This is a genomic window from Pseudomonas migulae, assembly GCF_024169315.1.
GTDB lineage: Bacteria > Pseudomonadota > Gammaproteobacteria > Pseudomonadales > Pseudomonadaceae > Aquipseudomonas > Aquipseudomonas migulae_B.
This window is the reverse complement of sequence record NZ_JALJWR010000001.1, coordinates 5,867,337-5,891,824: the sequence shown is the minus strand read 5'-3', so window position 1 is coordinate 5,891,824 and position 24,488 is coordinate 5,867,337. Positions and strand designations below refer to the sequence as shown.

29 protein-coding genes are annotated in these 24,488 nt (G+C 58.8%); 1 reads left to right on the top strand and 28 read right to left on the bottom strand.

The features are described 5' to 3' along the window. Nucleotides 1-12: 12 nt before the first annotated feature. From J2Y86_RS27120 to J2Y86_RS27100, 5 genes are read right to left on the bottom strand one after another with little or no spacing between them, the layout of a single operon-like run. Nucleotides 13-651: a gamma-glutamyl-gamma-aminobutyrate hydrolase family protein gene (locus J2Y86_RS27120; protein WP_253438812.1), complete on the bottom strand. Its 639-nt coding sequence runs from the start codon at nucleotides 649-651 to the stop codon at nucleotides 13-15. Continuing rightward, on the bottom strand, nucleotides 648-2,963 hold the full coding sequence (locus J2Y86_RS27115; protein WP_253438810.1) for a PEP-utilizing enzyme: 2,316 nt from the start codon (nucleotides 2,961-2,963) through the stop codon (nucleotides 648-650). Before J2Y86_RS27115 ends, J2Y86_RS27120 begins: the two co-directional genes overlap by 4 nt. 5 nt (nucleotides 2,964-2,968) lie before the next feature. Continuing rightward, nucleotides 2,969-3,718 carry a class I SAM-dependent methyltransferase gene (locus J2Y86_RS27110; RefSeq protein WP_253438808.1) on the bottom strand — a complete coding sequence of 250 codons (750 nt, stop codon included), beginning with the start codon at nucleotides 3,716-3,718 and terminating at the stop codon, nucleotides 2,969-2,971. Beyond that, nucleotides 3,715-4,299, bottom strand: coding sequence for an adenylyl-sulfate kinase (locus tag J2Y86_RS27105; RefSeq protein WP_253438803.1), 585 nt, complete (start codon nucleotides 4,297-4,299; stop codon nucleotides 3,715-3,717). The genes J2Y86_RS27110 and J2Y86_RS27105 overlap by 4 nt, the downstream gene beginning before the upstream one ends. Nucleotides 4,300-4,314: 15 nt before the next feature. Then, the gene (locus tag J2Y86_RS27100) at nucleotides 4,315-5,505 is read right to left on the bottom strand and encodes a hypothetical protein (RefSeq protein ID WP_253438800.1); all 1,191 of its coding nucleotides are present in this window, start codon (nucleotides 5,503-5,505) and stop codon (nucleotides 4,315-4,317) included. 1,548 nt (nucleotides 5,506-7,053) lie between these two features. On the opposite strand from J2Y86_RS27100, the gene J2Y86_RS27095 reads away from it, so the two are divergent. Next, nucleotides 7,054-8,400: a hypothetical protein gene (locus tag J2Y86_RS27095; RefSeq protein ID WP_253438797.1), complete on the top strand. Its 1,347-nt coding sequence runs from the start codon at nucleotides 7,054-7,056 to the stop codon at nucleotides 8,398-8,400. A 7-nt stretch (nucleotides 8,401-8,407) separates the two neighbouring features. On the opposite strand, the gene J2Y86_RS27090 is transcribed toward J2Y86_RS27095, so the two are convergent. The 23 genes from J2Y86_RS27090 to J2Y86_RS26980 all read right to left on the bottom strand — a co-directional run bounded on the left by J2Y86_RS27090 (nucleotide 8,408) and on the right by J2Y86_RS26980 (nucleotide 24,487). Then, a complete protein-coding gene (locus J2Y86_RS27090; RefSeq protein WP_253438794.1) occupies nucleotides 8,408-9,379 on the bottom strand; it encodes a phage baseplate assembly protein V in 972 nt (323 codons plus the stop codon). Continuing rightward, a complete protein-coding gene (locus J2Y86_RS27085) occupies nucleotides 9,352-10,062 on the bottom strand; it encodes a hypothetical protein (RefSeq protein WP_253438791.1) in 711 nt (236 codons plus the stop codon). Before J2Y86_RS27085 ends, J2Y86_RS27090 begins: the two co-directional genes overlap by 28 nt. Continuing rightward, nucleotides 10,059-10,604: a DNA-binding protein gene (locus J2Y86_RS27080; protein WP_253438788.1), complete on the bottom strand. Its 546-nt coding sequence runs from the start codon at nucleotides 10,602-10,604 to the stop codon at nucleotides 10,059-10,061. Before J2Y86_RS27080 ends, J2Y86_RS27085 begins: the two co-directional genes overlap by 4 nt. Continuing rightward, on the bottom strand, nucleotides 10,601-11,530 hold the full coding sequence (locus J2Y86_RS27075) for a hypothetical protein (protein ID WP_253438785.1): 930 nt from the start codon (nucleotides 11,528-11,530) through the stop codon (nucleotides 10,601-10,603). The genes J2Y86_RS27080 and J2Y86_RS27075 overlap by 4 nt, the downstream gene beginning before the upstream one ends. Then, complete coding sequence (locus tag J2Y86_RS27070) at nucleotides 11,523-11,993, bottom strand: hypothetical protein (RefSeq protein ID WP_253438781.1); 471 nt, start codon at nucleotides 11,991-11,993, stop codon at nucleotides 11,523-11,525. Before J2Y86_RS27070 ends, J2Y86_RS27075 begins: the two co-directional genes overlap by 8 nt. 8 nt (nucleotides 11,994-12,001) lie before the next feature. Then, entirely contained in the window at nucleotides 12,002-13,600 is a 1,599-nt protein-coding gene (locus tag J2Y86_RS27065) for a phage tail-collar fiber domain-containing protein (RefSeq protein ID WP_253438778.1), read from the bottom strand. Between the two features lie 8 nt (nucleotides 13,601-13,608). Next, nucleotides 13,609-14,133 (bottom strand): phage tail protein, encoded by a 525-nt coding sequence (locus J2Y86_RS27060; protein ID WP_253438775.1) that lies wholly within the window; start codon nucleotides 14,131-14,133, stop codon nucleotides 13,609-13,611. After that, entirely contained in the window at nucleotides 14,126-15,301 is a 1,176-nt protein-coding gene (locus J2Y86_RS27055) for a baseplate J/gp47 family protein (RefSeq protein WP_253438773.1), read from the bottom strand. Before J2Y86_RS27055 ends, J2Y86_RS27060 begins: the two co-directional genes overlap by 8 nt. After that, a complete protein-coding gene (locus J2Y86_RS27050; RefSeq protein ID WP_253438769.1) occupies nucleotides 15,298-15,615 on the bottom strand; it encodes a DUF2590 family protein in 318 nt (105 codons plus the stop codon). The genes J2Y86_RS27055 and J2Y86_RS27050 overlap by 4 nt, the downstream gene beginning before the upstream one ends. Next, on the bottom strand, nucleotides 15,612-17,597 hold the full coding sequence (locus tag J2Y86_RS27045) for a phage tail tape measure protein (protein WP_253438766.1): 1,986 nt from the start codon (nucleotides 17,595-17,597) through the stop codon (nucleotides 15,612-15,614). Before J2Y86_RS27045 ends, J2Y86_RS27050 begins: the two co-directional genes overlap by 4 nt. A gap of 6 nt (nucleotides 17,598-17,603) precedes the next feature. Beyond that, nucleotides 17,604-17,747, bottom strand: coding sequence for a DUF6890 family protein (locus J2Y86_RS27040; protein ID WP_412070805.1), 144 nt, complete (start codon nucleotides 17,745-17,747; stop codon nucleotides 17,604-17,606). 20 nt (nucleotides 17,748-17,767) lie between these two features. Further along, nucleotides 17,768-18,055: a putative phage tail assembly chaperone gene (locus J2Y86_RS27035; protein ID WP_253438763.1), complete on the bottom strand. Its 288-nt coding sequence runs from the start codon at nucleotides 18,053-18,055 to the stop codon at nucleotides 17,768-17,770. Beyond that, nucleotides 18,052-18,294 (bottom strand): hypothetical protein, encoded by a 243-nt coding sequence (locus tag J2Y86_RS27030; protein ID WP_224795506.1) that lies wholly within the window; start codon nucleotides 18,292-18,294, stop codon nucleotides 18,052-18,054. Before J2Y86_RS27030 ends, J2Y86_RS27035 begins: the two co-directional genes overlap by 4 nt. Before the next feature lie 16 nt (nucleotides 18,295-18,310). Next, a complete protein-coding gene (locus J2Y86_RS27025; protein WP_253438759.1) occupies nucleotides 18,311-18,673 on the bottom strand; it encodes a DUF1353 domain-containing protein in 363 nt (120 codons plus the stop codon). Further along, entirely contained in the window at nucleotides 18,663-18,893 is a 231-nt protein-coding gene (locus J2Y86_RS27020; protein ID WP_253438756.1) for a hypothetical protein, read from the bottom strand. The genes J2Y86_RS27025 and J2Y86_RS27020 overlap by 11 nt, the downstream gene beginning before the upstream one ends. A gap of 1 nt (nucleotide 18,894) precedes the next feature. Then, nucleotides 18,895-19,287, bottom strand: a complete 393-nt coding sequence (locus tag J2Y86_RS27015) for a D-Ala-D-Ala carboxypeptidase family metallohydrolase (RefSeq protein WP_253438752.1) — start codon at nucleotides 19,285-19,287, stop codon at nucleotides 18,895-18,897. 208 nt (nucleotides 19,288-19,495) lie between these two features. Next, nucleotides 19,496-19,948 carry a phage protein gene (locus tag J2Y86_RS27010; protein ID WP_253438749.1) on the bottom strand — a complete coding sequence of 151 codons (453 nt, stop codon included), beginning with the start codon at nucleotides 19,946-19,948 and terminating at the stop codon, nucleotides 19,496-19,498. Between the two features lie 5 nt (nucleotides 19,949-19,953). Beyond that, on the bottom strand, nucleotides 19,954-21,069 hold the full coding sequence (locus J2Y86_RS27005) for a DUF2586 domain-containing protein (protein ID WP_253438746.1): 1,116 nt from the start codon (nucleotides 21,067-21,069) through the stop codon (nucleotides 19,954-19,956). A gap of 11 nt (nucleotides 21,070-21,080) precedes the next feature. Next, on the bottom strand, nucleotides 21,081-21,764 hold the full coding sequence (locus tag J2Y86_RS27000; RefSeq protein ID WP_253438743.1) for a virion morphogenesis protein: 684 nt from the start codon (nucleotides 21,762-21,764) through the stop codon (nucleotides 21,081-21,083). Beyond that, nucleotides 21,751-22,197: a phage tail protein gene (locus tag J2Y86_RS26995; protein WP_253438739.1), complete on the bottom strand. Its 447-nt coding sequence runs from the start codon at nucleotides 22,195-22,197 to the stop codon at nucleotides 21,751-21,753. The genes J2Y86_RS27000 and J2Y86_RS26995 overlap by 14 nt, the downstream gene beginning before the upstream one ends. Beyond that, nucleotides 22,194-22,655: a head completion/stabilization protein gene (locus J2Y86_RS26990; protein ID WP_253438736.1), complete on the bottom strand. Its 462-nt coding sequence runs from the start codon at nucleotides 22,653-22,655 to the stop codon at nucleotides 22,194-22,196. The genes J2Y86_RS26995 and J2Y86_RS26990 overlap by 4 nt, the downstream gene beginning before the upstream one ends. 99 nt (nucleotides 22,656-22,754) lie before the next feature. Continuing rightward, on the bottom strand, nucleotides 22,755-23,471 hold the full coding sequence (gene gpM / locus J2Y86_RS26985) for a phage terminase small subunit (RefSeq protein ID WP_253438733.1): 717 nt from the start codon (nucleotides 23,469-23,471) through the stop codon (nucleotides 22,755-22,757). After that, entirely contained in the window at nucleotides 23,471-24,487 is a 1,017-nt protein-coding gene (locus J2Y86_RS26980) for a phage major capsid protein, P2 family (protein WP_253438729.1), read from the bottom strand. Before J2Y86_RS26980 ends, gpM begins: the two co-directional genes overlap by 1 nt. Between the last annotated feature and the right edge of the window lies 1 nt (nucleotide 24,488).

Sequence of the window (24,488 nt, the reverse complement as noted above, 5' to 3'; positions counted from 1 at the left end):
AACGGTTCTACCTTATGAAATTTCGAATGGACTCGTTTCCGAGAACAACTGTTTCAATCGCTGAACGTCGTGTGCTGCAAAAACGTCCTCCCGCTCCGGGTGCCACATCCAGCCTTCCCAGGGTAAATCGAGGTGTCGGATGGCTTCGATTTCCCCATCCTCGCTGCGCGCCAAAACCTCGAACGCTTGCGGACAACCGGCCAGCGCCCAGCCGTGATAGCTGTTCACTTCGGCAACAATCTGCCCAGACAACCGATGCCGGGTTCGCACATGACCCGTCACCGGTTTTAGCTCGCCGCCGGACCAGTGCGCGATCATCTGCATTCCCCGACAAATGCCGAGCACGGGCAGGCGATGGGCGTTTGCATGGTCGAGCAATCTGCTTTCGGTCAGGTCACGGGTCGGACACTGGCCAATGTCATTCCCTCCTGAAAGCACAATGGCCTGTGGCGATACCGTGTTCAGCCAGTCCTGCAAGGCATCATCAACCCGCTCCCCGTCGACTGTTTGCAGACATAATCCGTTGGGAACCGGCACCGGCAAAAAGCCGGCCGCGAGGACAAAATCGATCAGTCGCTGGTCCAGCGCATCACGGCTTTCGCTGCGCTCAGGGAACGCATCCACACGCTGGCTGATGGCAACAACCTTCATGCCAGCATCTCCACCCAGCGGCCAGGACAGTCCAGGTGCAGGCGTTGAGCCGCCGACCAGCGGCGATAGAGCACTTCACCGGCACCGATGACTGCCGGCAGGCCGAGTTCACCGGCGCGAATCGCCATGTGTGAGTTGGCACCGCCCCACGCCGTGATCAACCCGGCAATCGGGTAAGCAAACAACCAGTCAAAACCCGGGTCCGCGTTGGGAATGCAGACAATCGCCCCGGCGAGCCTTTCTCGGTCATCACTGCTCACCACGGGGGCGGTCACCTGTTTCTGGGTGATGAAGTTGGGGGCTGTTTCCGGCCATTCGAAAGACCAGACATCCTCAGGTCGGGTAATCACCGGCGGCAACGACAACTTGAGGGTCTTCTCGTAGCGGGCCTTGCCCTGTTCAATGCTGCGCAACAGCACGTCTTTCGGGTCTGCTGCCGCAACGTGCAGCTCCTTGAAGGCCCCGATGTCGCAATAGGCCATGTCCTCGCGGCTAATGCCGTGCTGGGCGCCCACTTCGGCAATCAATGCCAGGGCATCCGAGAGATTGCGGGTGAAGTGGAACTTGGCCAGCTCACGCAGCTCGATCCCGGCTTGCATGAAATCCAGCAGTCCGACGGGATCCGGTTGCAAGCCGTGCTCCTCCAGTTGCTTCACGATTTCGCGCATCTGCGGAAGGGTCAGCGAAAAAGGTTGTACCGGTTCCGGGGCCGATGGACGTTGCGTCCAGTCAAAGTACAGTTCCGGCGCCTCATCGTAACGGGGTGAAAGGATGTCGTAGGTGCCCGGACGCAGGTGGCCGTAGCGCGCAAGAAAGGTCGCCTTGTCCAGTGTCGCTCGGTCACGCGCCAACTGGCCGCTCACGGTAGAGACGCCTGCCATGAAGCAATCGTAGTCAGCCTGCGAAAAAACGCCCACCGTCACCAGGGATTTAAGCATCTGCACCGCGACGAATCCGGCACGGGCCAGACCGGCGAATGGCAGCGTCCCGTAGCGTTTGGCATCCTCCAGCAGCCAGTAAATCCGCTCCAGAGGGTCGGCGTTGGAAGCCAGCAACTCTTCGCGTCGCGCATTCAGCGTGTCGAGCTTGGCGGCGTCGGCGCGCCATAAGCCGTCCTTGGGGTGAACGATGCGGTTGGTCAGCTTGCGCAAACTGGTGCTGATGGCCTCCAGCTCGTGCTCCAGGAACCCGGCACTGGCCAAACGCTCCAGCCGCTGCGACAAATCCAGTGTGTAGCACGAGAACACAATCTCGAACTCCACTTTATCGTGCAGCGTCGGTTCGGCCAGCAACCGATCGATGTAGTGATCGACCAGTCGCCCGGCCAACCCCTCATCCAGATCTGCCGGGATGAACGAGTTGAACGACAAACGTACATCGATGTACGGCAGCCCGAAGAAATGCGGCATCAGCGGGAAGCTGCGCAAGTTGCGATAGCCATAATTGTGGCGCTGGTAAGCCCAGATCGAATCAGTCACCAGATCCCGGTAGAGCGACAGCGCCAGCGGTTTGGGACGGATACCGATAATCTCGGCCGGATTCCAGTCCGGCATCACGCCATAGACGGTACGCTGGCCGATCAGGAATGGGTGCGGCTGCATGCCCCGCGCCACCTTGCGCTGGATACTGTCCAGACGGGCGGCCTGATCTGTTTCGGACTCCGCAGGTGCTGGCAGAACCAATGGCCGAGCTTGTAACAGCCACAGTACCTCGCCCGCTGCTTCGCGCGTGACAGCGAACTCGCAATCGACCGGGATGCCATCGAACAATTCCAGCAACTCTTCGAGCAAGGCAATCATGGGGACGAGGCTTGGCGGTGGCGACACTTCACTGCGTGCCGCTTGCTGCCACAACCGACCGCCCATGCCACTGGTGACCGATGCCGTGTCACTGCCTTCAGACCAGTTCACCACCCGATACGGCGCGCAGGTATTCGGGTCGTGGGAAAAGGCGACACCGGACCGAACCACATTCGTCAGCATCGGCTGAATCAGTACTTCGTCTGCCAGGTGAGTCTCGCCATAACTGGCGATCACCTGTTCAATGGCTGACTCCAAGTCTGCTTCAGTGACATCGGCGATCGAGAGAAAAGCCCCCGCGCAGGACGCTTGCGCGCCATCTTCGCGCAGACAACTGGAGCGCACGATCCACGGCCCGTCGCCCAATAGCCCGCGGACATCACGAAAACAGGCGTGCCGCCCCATCTGCCAGTCCCTTACGGTGAACGACAGCAAGGGAGCAATGCGAGCTGACCGCAGCCGCTCCTGAAGGCCGGTCAACGTGCCGGCCTTGGTAGAGAAATGCAGCGCCATCGGCATTATCTCAACTGAGCGACCCAGATATTGGTCGAGTACGGAATCTGGATCGAGGCCGTACCAAGGCTTCCCAGATAGTCGTCGATAGCGCTGATCACTTCATGGAAGTTAGCACCGGCTTGACGCTCCAGTGTCGCGTGGGAACGCCAGGCTTCCAGGCACTCTTCAATGCTTTGCTCGTGAATGACGCGCGCATCAAGATGAACAACCGGTCCGAAAAGCGCGCTGGCATCGATCACTGCCGTTTGATCTTCACGACGGGTGCCGTAACCGTAACCCTGTACCCGCTCTTTAATGATGGCTTCGATTCGGGCCTGGATCGGATCTTCAAGATTGCGGTGATTCCACATGCAGGCAAACCAGCCGCGTGGCTTGAGAATGCGCGCGGTTTCCTTGAGTGCCTGCTGGCGGTCGCAAACGTTGAAGGAACTACCAAAGGTGACCATGTCGAACGCCTGGGATGCTTGCCCCGTGGCTTCACCGGTGCCTTCATGCCAACGGACATTCGAGAGGTCGGCGGTACGCTTGATGCCATTGGCTCGCATCGCATCATTGGGTTCCACGGCAACAACATCCAGACCACGCGCAGCCAGCATGAGGGTCAGGTGTGCAACGCCTGCGCCGACATCGCAAAACCTGTCGCCCTTCTCGGCACCGGCAATGGAGAGCATCGCGTCGATCGCGGCATCGGCATAGTCAGGACGCTTCAAGTAAGCGTCGGCCAGAGTGGTGTAGTCCCATTCGGTTTTCATACCAACTTCCTTTTTAAAAAATAGTGCAGCACGTTATCGGTCAATGTTTGTATGGAGCGGTGAGGGTCAAACTCCACCACCCAGTCAGCCGCGTCCGGTTCATCAATCGCTAGATCGAGCCCCGCGACGTTGTTCAACTCGCCCGTATCGAACCGGCGATATATTCCCTTGGGATCCCGGCGGCGCAACTCTTCCACCGGCACCTTTAAATAAACCTCGAAATAACCAGGCAAGTGGGCACGGTTCCAGGCATGAACTTCGCGGAACAGTGAAATCGTGGCGATCACGACAGTGTGTCCTTGCGCCGCAATGACTTTGCACAGGTGGGCGTATTGCATGGCCAGCGCCAAACGCCCCTCACGCCCATGGTTTTGCGAATTGGCGGCTGATGCGCCAAAGACTTCGCGCAGCTCGTCCCCGTCCAACATGACAACCGAGTGGCCACGGCTTCGAAGCCCGGCAACGAACTCGACAGCCAACGTTGATTTACCCGCGCCCGACAGACCGGTAATCCAGACGACTTGCCCGGTTGGATCAGCGTTCATATGTCGTGACTCACATTGTGGTTCAAAAGTATTCATGCCCGAGATCCACGATCACTGCGCCAGACTTTCCGGATGCCTGACCTGTCGTTGGTTAATTGTTCCGTAGGAGTCGATCATGAACTGGCAATAAACAGACTCGTGTTCTTTCTCAACCAGATCTCGAAACACTTCATCCGGATGGCAAAGCCCGCTGTATTCCGACTCGTAGAACTTCTTGTATATAAAATAAACTTGTTCGGATGTAAGCACGGTAAATCCAAGCGCCATATCCTTAAGTTCATCGCTGCTTCTGGCGATTGGCAACAAGCCATCCATTTGCTTCAGCCAGGACTGAATAATGGGATTGCTCTCACCGGCAGCGGGGACGTAATAAATCGGAAGCTTGCACGTACTCAACATAAAAGAAACGCCGCCGGTAGAGGCGTCAGTGATCACGGTGTCACATTGATTATAAAATTCTTTACTGCTTTTTTCGGTTTCATCAATGGAAATCCATGCACACTGCGAAAGCTGCCTGCAAATATCCATTACAACCGGATGTTCCCTGTCCGTCATGTAAGGTCGCAAAATAAAACTGGCGTGGGGAATCTGCTGTTTTACCGCATTAATGACAACTTCCAGGTTCTCATACAGATTGGCGCCATTGGGGCATATTCCAAGCTGGGTCGGCAGAAGACCTACTACATATTCTCCGGCGGTGCGTGCCTGCTCTTGGGGTTGTTCAAACATTGCGGGGACTTTGACTGGCAGCACAGAGACAGCGCTGGTGTTTCGAAGATCCGATCGCCACACCTCTTCTATCGGCGCTATGAGCGATGCACGCCGGTCACGCCGATACAACCCAAGACCGGTTTTAACAAGATCGAAACCCGATCTGGACGAAGAAACAATCGCATCCCAGAAAGACATCCACGCAGAGTAATAATATTTATCCTGAGTGGGCATGCCGACATTGCCATGCGCTACATAAACACTGAAGTTCGACACATCAAGCAGACGACCGATTGATGCATCGTTCGAGAAGATGACTTTCGACCTCAGCGCCAGGATAAACTCCAGTTCTACTTCTTCAACTGGATAGTTCAGAACCTTTTCTGCGTCGTACTTGCTGATACCGGCTTTATCTGTCTGAAGCACTGTGCAGTCATATTGATCACGAAGAGAATTCAATATTGGCAGTAGATACTCAACATAAGTCTTACCGCCATTTAATACATTGCTGACCAAGTAAACGCTTTTCATAAAAAAATGTGCACCCTCAAAGCTTTCCCAAGCAAACCGTTTCCAGGAAAATAAACGCAAAGAGGTGGAGAAGAATTTGATCTTGCCCTTGCGCTTCTCCCTTCAGCGCGTGTACGTCCTTGTTGTAAGGCATTTCAGACTAACGTCGTATTCAACTTCCTTTAAAAATCTACTACGGAGCTTCAGCTCCGGATCACGAATGGATCCAATATACCACGCGTTGGCAGATTGCCACCCTGTCGAGCGGCGATTTCTTTTTTGAGGCACCAGAAACCACAAAACCCCTGACTTCTTTCGAAATCAGGGGTTCTGGTTACATCGAATTTGGCGGTGAAGGAGAGATTCGAAACTACCCGTTCGCGAATTTCGAAGCATACCCCCCCGGTTTATAAGGGCTGCAGCCTGGCTGCGTCGGCGATCTCAGTCCCATGGCAGTCCCATGGATTTACGCACCAGGCTGCAGCATGAGGTCTCGACATGCATTTTCTGAGTTTTATGTTGACCCATGGGAAAAAGGTAATTTTGGTAATACGTTGAGGCATTGCCGGTAGAAGCCTTTAAAGCCGGGACGTTGATAGGGTTTTGTGAAGGTAATAATGAGGTAAGTATGTGGTTAGAAAATTACCTTTAAACTGAGTAATCCTTCATAGCCCTGAAACCCAGTAAAATAGGGCACCTCAGAAAATATTACCCTGCCCCTTACCTAAAATTACCCTTTGAGGTAATGACTGAAAGCAAAGCACGATAAGGGCTGTAGCTCATTTCTATCCCCCGATTACCAAAATTACCTTTTCCCCAGCCCACGTCTGAAAAACGGCCAAGCGCCCCCTATTTTTTGCATTTGTCGCACCCTCTACATCGGCACTGACATCCAGAAATTTCTTGGTGACATTGTGCAATGGTGCAAAACACCGGAGAACCTTAGGGGCTGGGCCTCACAGCTGCTTTCACTATTGGGCTCGGCGATCACAGAAACGCACCTGGTGCTAACCGTACGGAAAACGAAAACTCCGTCTTCAGACGGTTTTCACAACCATAGTCCCCGTAACCCGGGCACCTCACATGCACGAGCAATCCCTACCGCCCCGTGGCGCTTGTGCAAAGCCACTGCACTTCTTTGCAAAGCCTTGCACTCTGTGAAATTGCCGATCGTCTGCAGAGCCCCACGGCCCGGCTGGGCTACAGGCTCATTTGCACTACATTCGAATTTGCATAAAAAACGGAAGCAAAGCCCGTCGGCGGGAGGGGGATAAGTGCTTTTTCTGGTCGTTTTTTTTCGCCGACTCCGATTTGATTGGCGTGCAGGGGTTCGCCTGCCCCTGATGTAACCGATGACCAGAAGCAGTCGACCAAGGACAACGAATGCAACCAGCTCATTCCGGTACTGCTCTACGAGGAGGGGGGGACGGCGGAGTTAGGACTAGTCAATGCGCTGGCGACAATAGTTAAGAGAATGCGAAGAGAGATGTTGACTCTGACCTATATCACTAGCTTGGGCCAGCTATGGTCTGTAGGATCGGAAAGATCAACCCCTTGGACGCAGCACACATGGCCGTGAACGTCGGTAATCAGATATCTGTAAGCACTTTCGACCAGTCGTACAAAATAAAACCAAACGACTTAACCAATTTTTTTATGCCGGACTTTGAACGATGGGGATGGTTAGAAAACGTTAAGTCACAAGAAGCTAGTGAGTATTACTATACCCATGTTCAAGCAGCAAGGGATACGATATATAACACCCAAACATCCCCTAAAACCCCATCATCGATAGAAATCGATAAATATGTTATGTCAACTGGCGAGTTGGGCGCCTTTATATTTCAGACCAAACATGTGCACGGAGACTTAGTTGCTTATTACGCCCTGCAGATTGCAACAAGCGATTCAGCAAAAAATGACAACTACTCATTCGGCAGGTCAGAAGCATTAAGGAAATCGGCAATTTACGAATACCACCTTGCGCACTACTTGTATTTTCAACACATAAACGCAGCAGAATACATTATCGGCAATGTAAAAAAATCTCTAACAAACATTGTTGAAGAATTTAAAAAAACAGCTGCAAACTCCTTGGAAAGTATCGCGCGTACGGAAGACTCAGCCAATGAAATCCTTACGGCAACGAATCATGAGTATAGCCGTATTAACACGAAGCTAAGCAAGAGACATAGCAGGAGGGTTCGACGCTACAGACAGGTTTTCGAGGCAGTCAGGAAAGAAGCTGCCCTGGCAGGAGATTCAGCAAGGAACGACTTGAAAAACGCCTACAACACATATCATGCACAGGTGGCTTATCAGGCTGCTGCTACCTACTGGGGCGAAAAAATAATACAGCACGATAAATTAAAGTGGAGATGGTTCTGTGCGGTTATATTTACGATACTGCTAACATTTGCATCACCAATCATATATTACGCGCTTGGAGGCGTTTCTGCGCTTGCTACTGGAAGACACCAAATTTTGCCGGCAGAACTACAAGTATTAGCGACTAATAATGCACAAAAAAAACCAGATGCCGCAATAGATTCAGACATAAAAGAGCAGTCAAAAACAGTCGCAGAAACGACAAGCACGATTGAAAAAGTTGCTTTTGCAAGCGGTATTGCCGATTTGACTGGAGCAGCGCTGTTAGTAGCGCTCTTATCGGTCCTGCTAAGGCTATGCTTACGCCAATACAATGTAAGCATACATCTAGGACAGGACGCGGAAGAGCGGGTGACGATGCTCAACACTTATTTGGCACTCTCAAACGAAGGCAAATTGACGAGCGATGGAGATATGAAATTAGTACTAGACGCGCTTTTTCGGCCATCACAAACTAACGGAATACCCGACTCAACACCCGCAACTCCGATTGAGTTAATAATCAAAGCCATTACCGATAAAAAATAAATTCTTATCAAAATGTGATGGCTTTCAGGGATGTAGAAAGCACCGCCGCTTCGGTTGCTTCGGCGATGAAACTCGTAGAGTTTGCGGGTACTGGACTGGAACCGTGGACATGGCCGGAGATCTGGGTGGCCATCTGCTCAATCAAATCCAGTGTGTCGCAGAGCACCTTGAAGATGTTCACCGATTCTGACCCAACGTGATTTTTCGGCGCCACCAGGCACTGGCTTATGCCGGCTACACTCCTACGTAATCCTTTGATCTTCTCCTGCATGTCGCCACCCACCGTGGCGTTATGCTTCTGCCCCACCACCAGGTTCAGGTCGCGGCCGGTGGCTTGGTGCAGATCGTCCACCGCCGCCAGGCTCGCGGATCCGCCGGACGCCAGCTTGAGTGCACCCAGCGCCTCGATCGTTTTGATTCCCCCCACCGACTCGGTCGAATGGTCGTCCACCGTCCTGGTGTGATTCTGGAAGCTTTCGGTGTTGTCCAGGGCTTCGACTTCGCGCTCGATCGCCTTGTCCTGGATCTTCCCGTCTGTCTGGCGCAGCCAGTTGCCTTCGGCGTCGACGCGTTGCTGGCAGGCTTCGCTGTGTTGCCACACCTGGTCGCCTTTCGGCACCCGGGGCAGGCTCAGGCCGTGCGGCAGAATCTGCGTGATAAAGGGTTTGTTTGGCATTCCATAGGCGAAGCTGATCACTACGGTGGTGCCCTCCTCCGGAAAGCCGAACATGCCGGCTTCCTGTCCCCCCATCGGTGCCGGTAACGGCAGGCTGTGGAGGATCGGAAGGTCCGGATCTGGTTCGCCATCGGGCAGCAGCACTTCGACGTCGACGCCAAAGCGTGGCCGGAAGTCGTCACACAGTCCAGGCGCTGCAGGCGCATCAGGGACGGCCACCACACGGCCAAAGCGCGGCAAGTGGTAACCGCCACTCAGTTCAGGGAATTGCCGGTCTACTGCGCGGCGGATTGCGTCTTCCATCGGATGGCCATCTGGTTGCCGGCGAGCGTCACGGACGTGATCCGATCGCCTTGGTTGATCGATGCACCTGGTCGCAACCCGGGAAGGGCCGCGACCATCGCGCTTTGATTGCTCTGGTAGCCGTCGAACAGCTCGGCCGGTAGCTGCAGCGGTCCCCGGGCGCCAAAGAAGCTGTCCGCCCAACTGCCGACAAACACCTCGCCGTCCCCTTGCTGCTGCCAGATAAAGTCGGGGATGTTGAACACCGTGGCCAGGCTGTCCATCGCCTGGTAACCGGTGGCCAGTCCATAGAAGTACGGTGCCTTGACCTTCGCATAGGGCTGGTCCGGCACACGAAACCGCAGCCCGGTCTTCGTGCTGATCTCGGCCAGCACTGCCTGCAGGTCCACATGACGCAGGTTCAGCGGCAGTGGGTTGGCCAGGATCGCGGCGAGCTCGCGACAGGCCAATACCTGCTCGGTGCTCGAGGCCGTGGTCGATCGCTCAACGTAGCCGATGAAGTGGCGCTGCAGCGGGGCGTCGTTGTAACCGACATCGAGCATCACCAGGCCCTTTACAGCGGTGCCGGCCTGAATGGTGAACGTCGCCCGGCCGGGGCTTTTCAGATCGAGGCGGACGTCCTCTTTGACCAGCGGGTAAACGGTGCCATTGATCGTCAGCACCTTGTGCAGCTTCATGCTCATTGCGGCGTTCCGCCCAGGTAGTTGTCGAGCTTCTTAAGCGTGGCTTCAAAGCCCGACAGTTCCTCGCCTTTGCCATCAGCACCGCCGGCACCGTCGCCGGCGACGGCTTGCCCTGGTGCGGATTGTTTGGCTACGCTGTTGCCGGCACGGCGGTTTTCCACGCGTTCGGGGTTGGAGAGTTTTTCGGACAGGGTGAACTGCACCTGCCAGGCGTTGAGCGAGTCGTCCTCCCGGGCGCTGACACCTTCCGCGAACTCGACCTCACGGATGCCGAACGCGGCGGCGGTGTCGTTGACGATGCGGTACTTCTTCAGCTGGCCACCGCTCGCCGTGGATTCGGCCAGTCGCATCAGCGTGCGCAACTGGTCCTTGTCCGCAAAGGGGATCATCAGCGTGACCGCCAGGGTCTTGGGTTTGAATCCCTTGTGCCCCTTGTCGGTGCTGCTGGTCTGCCCCGACATGTCATCGGCTTCGATGCGCAGGTTGGCGGTGACCTTCATTTTCTTGCCGAGGATCTGCTCGCCGTCTAGTAGCAACGTCATAGGCCCACCAATTCGCGCACAAAGCTCAACCCTTCCGGCGATCCCACCAACAGCACGCCGGCGGACAGCACCCATTCGTGCCCCGGGGCATCGCCCTCGAGCAGCGATCGGCGCAGCTCGTTGACATCACCGGGACCGATCAGCCGTGCGCGCGTGCTGCCGTCTGCTGTTCCGCCGGCGAGCAACGCCTTAAGGTCATTCAACTGCTGATCACGGCCTTGCTGCTGGGCTGCCTTGCGTGTGGCCAACGCGGCGAGCTCGCCCATTGGCGAACTGTCGGCCGCATAACCCTCAAGCACCGCCAGTTGGCCCGACATCGACTGTTTGGCAGCCTTGACCACGGTGCATCGCTCAAGCGGCAGCGTTTGCCAGCGCGGCAACGGGCCAGAACTGGGGATCACCCACTTTTCCGTCTCCAGCGTCGACAGGTGTCGCGCCCGACGCTCAGCGCGCACCAGGTCAGGAATCGGCAGCAACGCATTGAAGCGCGACAGCGTGTCGGCCCACTGGCCGAAGTTCGTGCCCAGGAACAGCAGCGACAGCGCGTATTGCGGCCCGGTTGGGCGACCAGTGTCGGTTCCATCGGTCAGTTTGCTGGCCAGCTGCTGCAGCAGGTTCGGTGCTGACAGGAAACGTTGGTTTCCTCGACCCTGACCAATGCCGCTTTGAAATGGCGTCACCACCAGGCATGCCGGCGCCTCGCCCATCTGCTGGGTCATTGCAGCACGGCCGGCAGCGATCGCGCTTTCTGCAGCGGCGCCGACTGGCCCCGGGTTGGTGCTGGTCATTCCGTTGAGGCTGGCCAGGCGTAACGCGGTACTGGCCAGCTCGCCGCCGGCCAGATCCTTGGCCGCGCCCAAGCCGTCCATCCACTGGGTAGCCTGTTCGGGCCAGCGCATGGTCACCGGTGCCCAGGGGTTAATCATTGGCGAATTCCAAAAGCGGCAGTTCAGCGACCAAATCCTGCGGGGTGAGCATTGCCCGCTCACCGCTTTTTACGGCTGCGAGTTGTGCATAACAAAACTCCCAACAGGCCGACCGCCACGCACGAAACGCCTGCCCTTCACGCTGAAACTTGGGCACCGCCGGTTCTTCGGCATAGGTGATGGCATTGCCGATATCGTCATAACCGAACCGCTGGGCACTGGAGTCCATCCAGTTTTGCACCGTGTTGGTGAACTCCGCGATCAACTGCTGCTCGGTCGGTGGCGGGAGATCGACCAGCACGGGCAAGCCATCAGGGCCAGGCGCAAGGCGTTTGGCTGCCGGACGATTGGTCACCACTTCGGCGAACAGAGCGTCACTGATGATTACGGCGTCTGCCGGAATCGCCATATGAATGCTGTCAATGTAGGTGCCAAGGGTCGAGGGGCTGAAATAGCGAGTCATCTTTAGGCCTACTTCCCGAACGCGACGACAAACGCGTTGCGGTCGATGGTTGCGGAGTTACTACCGTCGATCACGACAGTGAATTGAGACGTGCTGGTGGCGATGCCATAGCAGCCCCAGTTACCTACGATCGCGGCACCATGTTTGACGGTGGCGAGCATGCCGAACACCATTTCGGGAAAGGCGATGGGAAAGGCGTTGCCCGTGCTCACAAAGTCGGTCGATCCACTGCCGGCCATGATGTTCGCCCACTGGATGACCAAGCCTCCCAGCCAGCTCGGGAACACGATGTAGCCATTCATTCCCAGGCTGTAGGCGACGCCCCAGCGTAGTTTTTTGGGGGTGATAAATGCAGTGTCATTGACGCCCGCATTGGTGCGCGTAATGGATGCTATCTCTGCAGTACCGGCGGAGATCTCGGTGGCTACGGTGCCGACAGCCGTCAGCGTCACATCGGCAGAGCCGTCGAATGTGGTCTCCCCGACAACGGCACCACTCAGGGTGATTTTCCTGGCGGTTGCCAACTTGGTCGCCTTCCCGACGACGGTAGCCCCCGACACGATATTGGCGATGGCCGTCCAAAGCAGCGCAGTAGCCGACTTGACGGCCTTGGTGGTGGCCAGGATCACGCTGCTGTTGGTGTTCTCGTCGTCGCTGATGGCGTTGGGGATATTGCCCAACAGCACGTCGTCCTTGGTCGTCGCCCGGGCACGCAAGTTGGCGTAGTCCCCGATACGGGCGGCAAAATGGGTGACCAAGGAGCCATTGATAGGCTCCACGGAACGCCGATCGGTGATGGTCGCGCTGTTAACCAGGTCGGCGAGTGGTATGCAGTAGTGACGCACCCCGGCCGTGTCGGTGTAATCGGCTTTGGCTGCACCGAACACCACTTGCCAGCTCGCCGTCACATCGCTGAGTTGGCGCTGCAGCGACACATCCACCCACGCGGTCGTCGGCAGCGCCGGCGGTACGATCGGCACGGCCGCCGAACTCACGATACGAATGCCCTCCAGGTAAGCGGTGCCCAGTTTGACCTGGTACACGCTGCCGACCTTTTCCACCTGCAGCGAACTTCCGAAGAAACAGGCGCGACCGAACACGTCACGGTTGCTCTGCCGCTCGCGCTCGTCGATGCCGGCCAGGCGCACAGTGAAGTCATGCTGCCAGGTGTTGGCATCGATCGTGACGCCGGTCAGCGCCTGGGCACCGTCGAACACCACCAGGAAGTTGCGGGTCAGGTTGTTGCCGATCTGCAGCGGCGGGATATTGCGTCGCTTCTGCTGCACTGGCACGTAGGCCACGGCAAACAGTACGTTTTCGGCCGTTTCCAAACCGATCCAGTTGAAGTCCCAGTCACCGATATCCGACCCGATCTGCGCGCTGTACACGATCTGGTTGGGATTCACATAGCCGGCGTTCTCTTCCGGAATCGGATAGCTGTGGACGATCTGCGCTGCTGCAGGCTTAGCTGCAGCGCGATTCACCGGCACGCTGGTGTCCAGTCCCGGGACATTGGCGAAGATGAAGCGGGCCACTTTCAAGCTCGCATTGGCGGCTAGTTTCTGCGCGATCAGGCTTTCACCTGCAAGGGTAATGCTGGCTCCCATGGGGGCTCCTACAGGCCGGCGACCAGCGTTTGCTGATCGTCGTGGAAATGGATAATGGCGGTGGCTACCGTCACCGGTGTGATGGTCGAGAAGTCATAGCGCCGGCAGGTGCGGCCGTATTGCTGAATCAGCACGCGCAACAGCTCGGGGTTCTGCGACAGTTGGGAGTCGGAAAAACGCAGCAGCACCACGTCCCAGTCGCGGTCGGGCTGTCGCTCCTCGATCTCGACATAACCCACGCCCAGGCGCTGCAGAATGCGCTTCATCCCGGCGGTGCTGCCGGCGTCGACAGCGTTGATAAAGGCGTACTTGACCCGCAGCCGGTAGAGGCTTTCGGGCTCGCCCTTGAAGCGAGTGATATCGCGCTGCCAGGCCAGCAGATCGAGCACGGTCAGGTGGCAGGTGTCGGCGTCGAGCTGCAGCAGTGGCCAACGCAACCACCCCTCGACTTTTTCCCACCAGGACTGGGCAGCGGCGGTGAGTTTTTCCAGTTCGGTGCCGCCGAGCCAGAAACGCAGGCTGAGCTTAATCATTGATAAGCACCTCCAGGGTCAGGATCCGGGGGATGTTCAGTTCCGAGAGGATGTCGTCGTTGTCGAAGTGCAGCGACTCGATACCCGGGAACTGCTGGTGCAGTTCTTCACCGAGGCGGCTGAAGGAAAAGCGCGACTGCGGGAGCGTCAGCGTCGGCTGGTAGTCGCTGCTCGTGCTTTCACGAAAGGCCGCACGAATGAACAAGGCGGTTTCATCCAGCAAGGTTTGGCGCTGGGCAGCGGTCAAGGTCGAACGCGGCCAGAGCGTCACACGCAGGGCGTGCAGCGTCTCGGGCATGACCATGACTTGAAGATCATCGCCGTGGCCATGGTTGCCCTGGTCCCGAATGTGCGCGTTGATTTGCGCCAGGTACGTCGCCGCCGGCACGTCCGCATCGAACAGCACAAAGGCATTAGCGCTACCCGGACCACGCGGGGCGCCGTGCTCGAAATACACGCCATCCGGACGCACGCCTGGGAAGGCGGAAATCATCGCCCGATACACCGCGTCGGTGTGCCATTGGTTGACCGCCGAGAACTGGTTTCGCACGCGCAGACGCAGCTCGTCGTTGGGTTCCTTGTCCGCCCCGGGCGTGGTCAACCAGCCATCGACGTTGGCCACCTGGGCAATGCCGGGGATCGGCACCGGCAACACGGCGTAGTACCCCGGCGCCAAGTTGAAGCCGCTGCCGACGTCCACGGCTTCGACCGGGATCTGCAGCTGCATGGCGCCGTCAGTGAAAGTGCCGACCGCTGTCGTCACCAACTGGTAAACGTGGCCATTGATCGCGGCCGACTGCACCACTGTGCCCTTGGCGACCTCGAGGGCGCCGCCGGCGGCGACCCGGGTGAACAGCAAAAAGCCCTGGGCCTTGGTTGCGCCCTTGCGCTCGACGTTCACGCCCCAGGCCAGCATATCCAGCCAGGCATCGACGGCGGTTTTGACGAAGAAGTTCGGCAGCACCGTGGCAATGAAGAAATCGAGGATCCACATCACGGGCTTGGTCACCAGCGCGGTGACCACGCGCCAGAACGGCGACCAGCTGCTGGTGTTGCTCAGCTTGCTGCCCTGGGCGACCACTTCCGCTTCCCACGCCTGGCGCAGACCTTCCTCGGTGGTCGGAATGCCGGCATCGCTCAATGCCTGCTTGAAATTGACGTCGCTCACACCGTTACCTCGATCGTGCCGAACTTCATGGTTTTCGCCGTCACCAGATACTGCCCGGGCTCGAGCTGGGTGATCAGTGCCGTGCCCGGTACCAGACGTTCATCCGCCTCGACCAGCAGCTCCAGCCGCTGGATGCAGTCGCGCTGTTTCAGGCTGTTGCGCTCGGCGACCAGGGTCACCAGCAGGCCGCTGTCGCGGATCATGTGCGCGATGTCCTGGGCGATGCTGGCCCGGTCATCGATGAGCACCGGTTGCCGAGAGGGATCGAGCACCAGGTCGTTGTCGACGATCAGCAAATCGATGTATTCGCTCATCCACCCACCGCCATGCTCACCATGTTTTCCATCTCCAGCGGGGTCATCGGCTTGTTGTTCTGAATGGTCAGGTTCTCCACGTGAGTGCCCTTGTTCTGGCTGCTGGTGTTGTTCTGAATGCTGCTCAGCAACCCGCCCGGTGGCACGGCCGAGGCACGTGTCGGAGACAGGCTCGGGATCGCCGAGTTGATGGACTGCTGGGTGTTCTGCGCGGCACTGGCGGAGCTGGCCGCGTTCATGGCCATGTCGGCACCCGGTACTTCTGGCATGCCGCCAAAACGCGCTTCGATGTTCACACCGGGAATGCTGTTGATCATCTCGATCAGGCTGTTGATGGCCTTGTAGAACACGCCGACGATGCTGTCCCATGCGCCCTTGGCCATGCCGGACCAGCCGCCCATGGAGTTGAACCAGTCGGACAGCACCTTGAATTGCTCGCTGACCCCCTTGAAGGCCTCGCTGTTCATCAGCGCGGCCGTCCATTCGTCCCAGTAATAGACGGCGAGCGCGACGATGGCGACCAGCGCGGCGATGCCCATCACGATGACCCCGATCGGGTTGGCGGTCAGGGCCACGTTGACCAGCCAGATAGCGGCCTGCCAAGCCAACATGACGCCTCGAACGACCAGCATGGCCGCGCCGAACAGCGTCAATATGGACAGGTAGGCGAGGATGGCCAGCTTCTGCAGCACGAAGCCGGCAACGGTGCGCAGGTTCAGCAACTGCACCACTTTCCAGACCGTCACCAACCCGAGCCAGGTCATCCGGCTGATGCCGATTACCATGGTCAACGCGGACATTGCGAAGATGATCCCGAAGATCGTCAGCGTGACAATGCCAATCACCCGAGCGATGTTCGGGAACAGCTGCGTCCAGCGGGTCAGCGTCGCGCCGATCGCCACCAGCTTGTTCATCAGCGGAGTCAGGATCGGGATCAGCACCTGACCAAACACCACGCGCAGCGCTTCGACGGCAGCCGCGAATTGTTGCCACGGGTCCACCATCGCCTTGGCCATGTTCTCGGCGTTCTCCAGGCCGCGAACCTTGCCCAGTTGATCCATGCCATTGCGCAGGCGATCGGTGTCTTTGGTCAACGCGGTGATGACGCGGGCACCTTCACCGCCGAAGGCCTCGATCAACTTGGCGCCGGCGTCTGCGCTGTTCAGGTCGCCGAACTTGCCCTCGAGCTTGCTAAGGATGTCCATCATCGGCAGCAACTTGCCGTTCTGGCCGGTGAACTTCATCCCCAGCTTTTCCGAGGCTGCGCCAATGTTTTCGAAAAACGCCTTGTAGATCCCGCCGGCGTCCCCGCCTTCCATGGTGCTGCTGAGGGAGCCGATCACCGCGAACTGCTCAGCCAAGTCCACACCAAAGGTGGTGGCGATCGAGCCGACCTCCTTGAACGCGTCCTTGAGCTGGGCACCGTCGGTGCGGAACAGCTTCACCGCAAGCGCCGTTTGGCCACCGAGTTTTTCAACCCACTCAGCTTTGCCCATGGCGTCGGCCTGGCCCTTGAACAGGTTGTACATGGTGCCCACGTAGGCGCCCATGGTTTCCGCATCGCCCTTGGTGGCCTTGGCCAACAGGTTGCTGGTGTTGGTGAAGGTGGCCAACTGGTCACCGGTGAGGCCCTTGATCGCGCCTTCGATGCTGTACGCCGACGCGACAAAATCCCGGGCGTTTTCACCGTAGGCCACGGAGAACTCCAGGGATTTTCGATTCAATGCATTCAGCGCGTCCTCGGCCACGCCCAGCGATCGGACCTCGCCCAGGGCACGGTTCATCTCCAAGGCCGGCGCCAATGATTCGGTGATGCCCTTGCCGGCGCCGATCATGCCGCCCAGCCCCATGCCCATCGTCTTGATGTTCTTTTCGCTCTGCTCGGCAAGGTCGTTGAAACCCATTTTCACCTTGCCCAGGGGCGCGGTGACCTTGTCGGTCAGACTCAAAATGAAGGCCAGGCGGGCAGCGCGATCAGCCATGCGTATTTATCCGTTCAATGCCTGGGCGATACCGTTGGCAACGGCGATCCCCATGCGGTGCCAATATTCGTCTTCCAGCCACTTGGCAGTGCCCATCACCTCGGGTGTGGGCGCTTCACCAGGAAACCAGCGACCGGACAGGGCCAACAGTTGGCCTAGCCCGTCCTCTTTCAGGCGCTCAGCGTGCTCGAGGGCTTTTTTACGATGATTTCAACGTCCGGTCCGTACTCTTCCATCAGGGCGCCGGCCATTTGCATGACCGTCACCGGGTTGACCAGCAGTGACTTCAGCGTGGCGCGTTGTTCCTGTTTCACGGTGTTGACCAACAGGTTGTTGGCAGGCGCCACCTTGTTGTTCTGGGTCATACCGTTGAAGTACTTGGTCACGTCCTGCGGCGTCAGGGTGAAAGTGAATTCTTTGTCGCCGACTTCCAGGGTGATATCGCGTGTTTCGCTCATGATCTTTTCCGTTGTGGGGGTTGGTTAAAAAGGTGCTGCAGCCGCTGTTCCAGCCGGTCTTCCAGCTTTTCCATGGCCTTGTCGATGTGCTCGGCCCGGACGTATCGTTCAGCGACCTCGATGCGAAACTCGAGGTGTTCACGGCGGGCCGCGCTGATCTGTTTGAAGAGGTACACCTGAAAGCCCGCGACGCCGGTCAGGACCAGCTCGGTGATCATCAGCAGTACGCTCACGGTCATGGATGAAAGCTCCATTTCATGCGCTCCAGTTGCCACGGCCGCCAATCCGGACGGCGGTGTACATCAGCCAGGCCAAAGGCTTGGGCATGCCCTCCTCGAGCAGGGCGTCGTAAAACACCAGGTCGGCTTCGGCTTTGGTGAATTTGCGGGTCAGGTTGGTGTAGATGTAGTCGTGCACCACGGCAGGCCGCCGGGCCAGTTCATCGTCACGCGGGACCAGCCACCACACCGGGCGCGGTACGCTGGCCAGATCCGTGCGATAGCCGGCTGGCACCGTCACCGGCCGACCATTGGCAGTCACAAAGAACAGCGGCCGGACCAGATCCCACAGGGCCGAACCGTTCACCGCCTTGACGATCAGGTCGCTTCTAAAGGGCATCGGCGGCGCACTCCACGCGGATCTTGTTCGGAGCCGCATTTGCGTCGATGAGCTGACGCATCGTGCTGCGTAGCTCTGCCGGCGCAAGGCAATATGCGCCGGCCACAATGGCCACGTAATCCGCATAAGTGCTGTCGAAGTAATCGGTGAATCTGTCCATGTGGTTACCCGCCAACAATGCGAGCACACCGATAAATGCCACCACTCGTGTGCGGTGCATGTCAGTAGCTCCAGATCGCAGGGCTGGGGAAACGGCCACCGGCCGGCGCCATGCCCAGGTGAAGGAAACGAGCGTTGCCACGCTGACTGATGCCGAAGCGGGTGAACTTCAGGTTCATCGCCAGGCGCAGGATCACCACGGCGTCTTCGCCACGGCAGCGCACGTCAACGGCCAGGCCGGTGCAGTGTTCACCTGGTGCAGGCTTGCTCACTTCCACCGGGTGCTTCGGGCAGCGGTAGGCGCTGCTCAGCGCCATCGGCTTGCCAAACTGCTGACGCAGGGTCACCAGCTCGGCCATAAACGCCGGATCCATCTCGGCGCCGGTGCTGTTGCATTTGCCGCACTTGCAGCGCAATTCAGCTGCAGCGAAGTACGGCCAGGTGATGGTGCTCATCGGCGTTTTCCTTGCTCAGAAAGGGATTCGCAGGGCGTGCAACGGATGATTCCAGGTGCCGCCCGACGCTTTTCGGGGATCGGTTCTTCGCAGTCCAGGCAGTGAACACGGCTCGGCCCTGTCGGACGTTGTCGGGCGAGCTGGGCCTCGATCACGCGCTCACGCTCCAGCTCGGAGATCGACTTGGCGTCGTCGACCCAGTCCCCCATCAGCGCAGGCCCTCGATCTCGGTAGCGTCCAGGTACGGCACGCCGTTGATGCGGATGAAGTCCGGGCTGGTGACGTCGAACGGCACTTTGTGCTTGGACTTCTCGCCGCCTTTGGGATCGATGGCCAACAGGCTCGACACCTTCAACTTGCAGCCGAAGGCCTCGACGCGCAGCTCTTCGTCGCCAGCGGCCGCGAAGAACACCACGTCGAAGGTGTCCAGCTTGCGAAAGCTCCCAGCCGATCGGGCGGATTCGATCAGCAAGTTGAAGTTGCTGGTGTCGAATTCCATCTCGCCGCTGGCCGAGACGTCGCCGTCGACGTGCCCGTTGGGTACGCCTTTGCTCTGCGCCACAGCCGTGTTATCGGTGATGTCGAGGGTGATGTTGTCGACATGAACCTGCAGGTCGCCCAGGTTCACATCGAAGTTCTTGCCGCCGATACGTGCGGTCATGGGGACTACTCCTGGTTGTCGTCAGAAAGATCGAGGGCGATGTTCGCCGTCAGGTCTTTCGGGCAGTTGAGCGGGCGGATCTTGATGTAGATCTCAACCTTGGTTTTGCTGTGCCACACCAGGACGATGTCGCCGTCCTGGGGCGATTCGATTTCCCCCGGGAACACCTGGCCGGCGAAGGTGGTCGACTTGGCCATCTGGCGCAGCGGCTTCATAAACGCGCTGATTGCTGCGGCCATGCTGTTGGGCGAGTTGTTCAGGCGGCGATCGCCGACACGACGGATCAGCAGCGGGCGAACCTGACGAGCAGCCTTGTCGGCCAGGCGCAGGTACTCGACCACCTGGAAGTCACTGGCCGGTGCATCGAGCATGTTGCCGTCGCCCCAGAACACACCCGGGTAATCGGGATAGGTCTGCGATACGGAGAAGCGTGCCTTATCCAGTTCGCTGCGGATCGCCGATGGGAGTGGCACGCCTTCCTTATCGACGGGAACAGGACCGAGGCCCAGCACAGCGCCGCTGGCCACCCGCATGGGGCTGTCGGCAATGCTCACAGCCGCGTCGGCCAATCGACCGGCCAGCACGCCCAGGTCATTGCCATGCAATTGCGGAACAACCAAGACACGCGGCGCAGCCAGGTCTGCAGTGATTGCCTTCTGCTCGAGCAGGTATTCATCCCAGGTCTGCTGCAGCGTGATGCCGGCGCTCGCCGCCATCACGAACGCGCGCCGGCCGAAGGTGTTGTTCAGCGACACGGCCGCGTCATGCATGGCCGACAGTTGCGCGCCGGCGGTGACCGGCTTGGTAATCACCACCGACTCAACGGAAAAGCCTTGTTGCTGGGCTTTTTCCAGGGCCACGGACCATTCGCCGTCTGCAGCGATCGGAGCGGCCAGGCACGCCCAGCGATCGCCACCATTGAGGCGTGCAGCAGTGATCTGGGTTTTCAGGTCGCTGACTGGAATGCCCAGGGCGCCGTCGAGGTCGCTGTCGGTGTTCAGGGCGAGCAGTTGGCCGACGTTTTTGGCGCTGGTGCCGATGAAAAGGAAATAGCGTTCGATCTCAGTCACGGCACCTTGGCCCAGATTGAGATTGTTTACGCTGACTTTGCCGAGTGCCATGCAGTGCCTCGCTAGCGGGGAGAATTAAGGATTTGTTGGAGCACCTGGTTCAGCAGCAAGCCGGTGTCTCGTTCGGTGCTGACGCCGATGAACTGGCGCTTGGGCAAGGTGATGTCCCAGCTCTGCGCGCCGCTGCTCTCGGTTTTTTCGTCGTCCAGAATGCGGATCAGTAGCCCCGCCTTGGCGTAGTTCACGTGTTCTTGAATCCAGGCCACCGACGGCCGGGTCAGGGCCTTTTTGCCTTCCTGGCGAACCTTGAAGCCCAGGCGGCGTAAGCGTTTTGCCTGCTTGTCGGTGGCTGCCAGGCCGGCGGGCACGTTGTTCCAGCGCTTCATCTGGGCAGCCGTGCGGCGCTCGCTGACGCCGTTGTGTTGCTGCGCCGCGACCCAACTGGTCAGGGCGTTTTTCCAGCCCAATTCGGCTTCATCTGCGCTGACCCGGGTGACCTGCATCAGCTTGGCCAGGCCGGCTTCCATCTTCTTTTTGCCCTTGCCTGTGCCCTTGCGCTCTTCGAACGGAGTGCCGTCCAGGTTCTGCTGGTCACGCACACGCTTGCGGCTCATGGTCCGCACGCGCTTGGTCACGTTGTTCAGCAAACGCCGGCGCAACTGCGGCGGCAGGCGCAGCAGCGCCAGTTGCTCGCGCACGCCCAGGTAGCCCCGAGCATCGAGCTCGAAAGTGCTACGACCGGCCATGGCTGGACACCTCGCCGTGCTCAGCGACCCACAGGTCAAACGGCACGAATGACCAGGTCTTTCCGAAAGCCACGATCTCGCCTGCAGGATCCTCGGCCAAGTACTGCGGCTCGATGAATTCCAAGGTGATGTCGACGTCGGCCAGATCGTTGTCGAGCATGGTGATGTCGAACTTCGCCGCCGGCAGATCGTCGCGGTCCTGGTCGTTGCTCTCGAGCCAGCTGCCCACCAACGCCATCAGACGCCCCGGGTGATCGGCGAAACGCTCCAGCGCGATCGTGGCGCTGTAACGCATGTCACCCATGTGCATGCCGCCGACGTCGGGCTTCCAGATCAGTTCCAGGTTCACCTGGTCGGTCCAGCTGTCGAGCTGTTCAGGCTCCACAAGCCGGCGCTCGATCAGGTAGGTGGTCAGGGCGCGGAGTTTGATCACAGGAGCGCCGCCGTGATGCGGCCACGGCCCTGCAGTGAACGGACGGCCTGTTGGCTGAACTCGAGGAAGGCTTCGCCACGTTCGGGCAGTTCTTTGCCGGTGTTCTGCGCACTTTCACGACGGGTCACGGTGGCGAACTGAGTCAGCAAAGTGGCCTTGGCGCGGCAGTACACAGCACGCTTGTACGTCGCTACGTGAAATGTGCGCTCGGGCAGCACCGTACTGTCCGCAGATTCCACGGTGGTGATGCCCACGTTCTGCCATTGGCTTTTGCGCTTGGCCAGATCGCGATTGACCTCGGTCATTGCCGTGGTCAGTTCAGCGGCCAGCATGTCTACCAGGTACTCCGCCGGCAGGCGGTAACCCTTCTGGAACTCGGCCACGGAGAGGTCCGGCCAGAAGCCGTCGTTCTCGATCGCCTGTTCCACAAAGGTCGTGGGTTTCCCGGAAAAGCTCATTGCTTGGCACTCGAATAGGGGCGGGAAAACTGCTTCAGTGGGTCAGGGCCATAAATGGTTGGCTCACATCCACAGTTTCTCGCCGGGGGGGTAGTCGGGTTATTCGGTGGCTTTGGTAGCCAGTTCTTTTGCCAGGGCCTTGCGAGCGCCCTCCAGGCGTGTGCCCACACCAACAGCGGCGTGCAGTTCAGTGGCGCGCTCAAAGTGCGTGATCGCCTTCGTCCACTCCCTGGCGTCCAGGGCGCGGATCCCAAGCAACTTGTGGTACTTGGCCGGGATCTGCTCGGTGAGCTGCCATTCGCCATCGACACGCGGCAGCAGGTCGGACACATACGGTTCCGGACTGCGGCCGGCCTTCTGCTCGGCCTCGGCCCACTCAATCACCGCATCCGCGACAAAGGTCGGCACGTCGCGCTTGAAGCGCTCAGGCATTGGCTGGTTTTGCTCCATGGCGAAGTTCGCCAGGTCCAGGCCTGCTTCGAATTGCACCGTGTCGAACAGCCAGACCAGAACCTGCATCACCACCGAGTTCGGGAAACTCAATCCGGAATCGCGGTAGCGCTGCACATAGTCCAGGTACTTGGGCAGCAGCTCGTCACGCTTGAGCTGCTGACGCAGTTCGCGGCTGTTGATCGCGCTGACGCGCTCCAGGTCCTGGGCCAATGCGTCTTCCATCAACTTCAGGTGCTTCTTGGCGTTGGCTGGGCTGGACAGTGCGGTGGCGGATGAATAGACCACCGCTTCGGCACCGGCGCGTGCAGCAGCTGCAGGGCCTTCGGCTTGAACGCGGCGCTTGTGCGCCAGTGCCAGGCTCATCAGATCAACTCCACGTTTTCAGCGGCCGCGAATTTCTCCAGCTGCTCGATCACGTAGCCTTCGTTCCGACCGTTGTAATCCTCGACGCGGGAGCGCTTCGGGTTCTCGATCAGGTGACGACGCCAGCTGCTGTCCTGGAAGTAGATCGACAGGTTGTCCCAGCTGGTGACGACCACGGCGTTGACCGGAAAGTGCGGCACGGTAAAGGTCGGCAGACCGCCGTAGGTCGCAATGACCTGGGCGCTTTCGATCCGTTCCTTCTCGGTCGGTTTGCCGGCCTGGCTCGAATACAGCTTGGCCTTGTCAGATGCCAGCAGGTCACTGCCAACGATCGCCACCAGGTCGCCGCCATCACGGAACACAGAGCTGATCATCTGCTTGGTGTCGTGCACCAGGGCGTCGAGGTTTTCGTAATCGCCGCCGGCACCGAGTGTGATTTTCCCGGCCGTCGCACCTTCGTGCAGGACCTGCTCGGGGATCTGCTCGCGGGCCAATTGCAGCCAACCCTTGTTGACGTCCTGCAACATCGGGTGCGTGGCCAGATCGGTCTGAGCAGCGGCCGTTACGCCGTGCCAGCCGATCATGATGCGATCGAGGGCAATCTGCTTCTGCACGGCCGCCGAGTAACGATCGGCGAAGTCCGGGAACTTGGCCCAGCTGTCGATCTTGGCGAATGGCAAGCCAACATCGGATTCGGTGGCGAACAGCTCGTAGCCCTCGCCATTCAGGTCGGAAACGTCCTTGGCTTCGCGATCGGTGGTCTTGGTGTTGGTGCGGCTGGTCACGGGACCATTCACACCAAACATGACCTTCTGGCCCTTGATTTCAGTGACCGGCACGACGTTGATGCGCTCGAGGAAATCAGCGCGCTCGGTGATCTTGTCGTTCAGTTCCTGGGCAATGCTCGGCTCGACGTTGAACTGGCGAGTCACGTCGACGGCGTAGGTCTCGGCGATCGCCAAACACAAAGCCGAGTATTGCAACAGCGCGCGATTGGACAGAGATTGTTGGCTCATA

Coding starts and splice junctions, on each gene's coding strand:
- J2Y86_RS26990 (WP_253438736.1), bottom strand. CDS start 22,655: ATGAGCTTTTCCGGGAAACCCACGACCTTTGTGGAACAGGCGATCGAG.
- J2Y86_RS27005 (WP_253438746.1), bottom strand. CDS start 21,069: ATGGCACTCGGCAAAGTCAGCGTAAACAATCTCAATCTGGGCCAAGGT.
- J2Y86_RS27090 (WP_253438794.1), bottom strand. CDS start 9,379: ATGGAAGACGCAATCCGCCGCGCAGTAGACCGGCAATTCCCTGAACTG.
- J2Y86_RS27115 (WP_253438810.1), bottom strand. CDS start 2,963: ATGGCGCTGCATTTCTCTACCAAGGCCGGCACGTTGACCGGCCTTCAG.
- J2Y86_RS27070 (WP_253438781.1), bottom strand. CDS start 11,993: ATGACTCGCTATTTCAGCCCCTCGACCCTTGGCACCTACATTGACAGC.
- J2Y86_RS27075 (WP_253438785.1), bottom strand. CDS start 11,530: ATGATTAACCCCTGGGCACCGGTGACCATGCGCTGGCCCGAACAGGCT.
- J2Y86_RS26980 (WP_253438729.1), bottom strand. CDS start 24,487: ATGAGCCAACAATCTCTGTCCAATCGCGCGCTGTTGCAATACTCGGCT.
- J2Y86_RS27000 (WP_253438743.1), bottom strand. CDS start 21,764: ATGGCCGGTCGTAGCACTTTCGAGCTCGATGCTCGGGGCTACCTGGGC.
- J2Y86_RS27010 (WP_253438749.1), bottom strand. CDS start 19,948: ATGACCGCACGTATCGGCGGCAAGAACTTCGATGTGAACCTGGGCGAC.
- J2Y86_RS27095 (WP_253438797.1), top strand. CDS start 7,054: ATGGCCGTGAACGTCGGTAATCAGATATCTGTAAGCACTTTCGACCAG.
- J2Y86_RS27085 (WP_253438791.1), bottom strand. CDS start 10,062: ATGAGCATGAAGCTGCACAAGGTGCTGACGATCAATGGCACCGTTTAC.
- J2Y86_RS27030 (WP_224795506.1), bottom strand. CDS start 18,294: ATGACCGTGAGCGTACTGCTGATGATCACCGAGCTGGTCCTGACCGGC.
- J2Y86_RS27045 (WP_253438766.1), bottom strand. CDS start 17,597: ATGGCTGATCGCGCTGCCCGCCTGGCCTTCATTTTGAGTCTGACCGAC.
- gpM (WP_253438733.1), bottom strand. CDS start 23,471: ATGAGCCTGGCACTGGCGCACAAGCGCCGCGTTCAAGCCGAAGGCCCT.
- J2Y86_RS27015 (WP_253438752.1), bottom strand. CDS start 19,287: ATGAGCACCATCACCTGGCCGTACTTCGCTGCAGCTGAATTGCGCTGC.
- J2Y86_RS27110 (WP_253438808.1), bottom strand. CDS start 3,718: ATGAAAACCGAATGGGACTACACCACTCTGGCCGACGCTTACTTGAAG.
- J2Y86_RS27020 (WP_253438756.1), bottom strand. CDS start 18,893: ATGCACCGCACACGAGTGGTGGCATTTATCGGTGTGCTCGCATTGTTG.
- J2Y86_RS27035 (WP_253438763.1), bottom strand. CDS start 18,055: ATGAGCGAAACACGCGATATCACCCTGGAAGTCGGCGACAAAGAATTC.
- J2Y86_RS27060 (WP_253438775.1), bottom strand. CDS start 14,133: ATGATTAAGCTCAGCCTGCGTTTCTGGCTCGGCGGCACCGAACTGGAA.
- J2Y86_RS27100 (WP_253438800.1), bottom strand. CDS start 5,505: ATGAAAAGCGTTTACTTGGTCAGCAATGTATTAAATGGCGGTAAGACT.
- J2Y86_RS27105 (WP_253438803.1), bottom strand. CDS start 4,299: ATGAATACTTTTGAACCACAATGTGAGTCACGACATATGAACGCTGAT.
- J2Y86_RS27025 (WP_253438759.1), bottom strand. CDS start 18,673: ATGCCCTTTAGAAGCGACCTGATCGTCAAGGCGGTGAACGGTTCGGCC.
- J2Y86_RS27065 (WP_253438778.1), bottom strand. CDS start 13,600: ATGGGAGCCAGCATTACCCTTGCAGGTGAAAGCCTGATCGCGCAGAAA.
- J2Y86_RS27080 (WP_253438788.1), bottom strand. CDS start 10,604: ATGACGTTGCTACTAGACGGCGAGCAGATCCTCGGCAAGAAAATGAAG.
- J2Y86_RS27120 (WP_253438812.1), bottom strand. CDS start 651: ATGAAGGTTGTTGCCATCAGCCAGCGTGTGGATGCGTTCCCTGAGCGC.
- J2Y86_RS27050 (WP_253438769.1), bottom strand. CDS start 15,615: ATGAGCGAATACATCGATTTGCTGATCGTCGACAACGACCTGGTGCTC.